The sequence below is a fragment of the Streptomyces vulcanius genome, from assembly GCF_042653945.1.
Lineage (GTDB): Bacteria > Actinomycetota > Actinomycetes > Streptomycetales > Streptomycetaceae > Streptomyces > Streptomyces mangrovi.
On record NZ_JBHSFK010000140.1, the window covers coordinates 1 to 614 of the forward strand.

The 614-nt window shown below is 69.1% G+C and carries 1 protein-coding gene; it reads left to right on the plus strand.

Annotation, left to right across the window (positions count from 1 at the left end; all coding sequences use genetic code 11):
* A partial coding sequence (locus ACFPIH_RS56390; protein WP_381188184.1) for an ATP-binding cassette domain-containing protein occupies positions 1–614 on the plus strand: 614 nt, incomplete at both ends.

Here is a 614-nt window from a genome sequence, read left to right on the forward strand (position 1 = left end):
GAGGTCACCTGCGTCCTCGGCGACAACGGCGCCGGCAAGTCCACCCTCATCAAAATCATCTCCGGGCTGCACCAGCACACCGAGGGCGAGTTCCTCGTCGACGGCCGCCCGGTGCGTTTCTCCACCCCGCGCGAGGCGCTCGACAAGGGCATCGCGACGGTCTACCAGGACCTGGCCACCGTCCCGCTGATGCCGGTGTGGCGGAACTTCTTCCTCGGCTCCGAGATGACCAAGGGCCCCTGGCCGATCCGCCGCCTCGACATCGCGAGCATGAAGCAGACGGCCGACCACGAGCTGCGCGAGATGGGCATCGTCCTGGACGACCTGGAGCAGCCCATCGGGACCCTGTCCGGCGGCCAGCGCCAGTGCGTCGCCATCGCGCGGGCGGTCTACTTCGGCGCGCGGGTGCTGATCCTGGACGAGCCGACCGCCGCGCTCGGTGTGAAGCAGTCCGGTGTCGTGCTGAAGTACATCGCCGCCGCCCGCGACCGCGGCCTCGGCGTCATCTTCATCACCCACAACCCCCACCACGCCTACATGGTCGGCGACCACTTCAGCGTCCTGCGCCTGGGAACCCTCGAACTCTCCGCCTCCCGCGACCAGGTCAGCCTCGA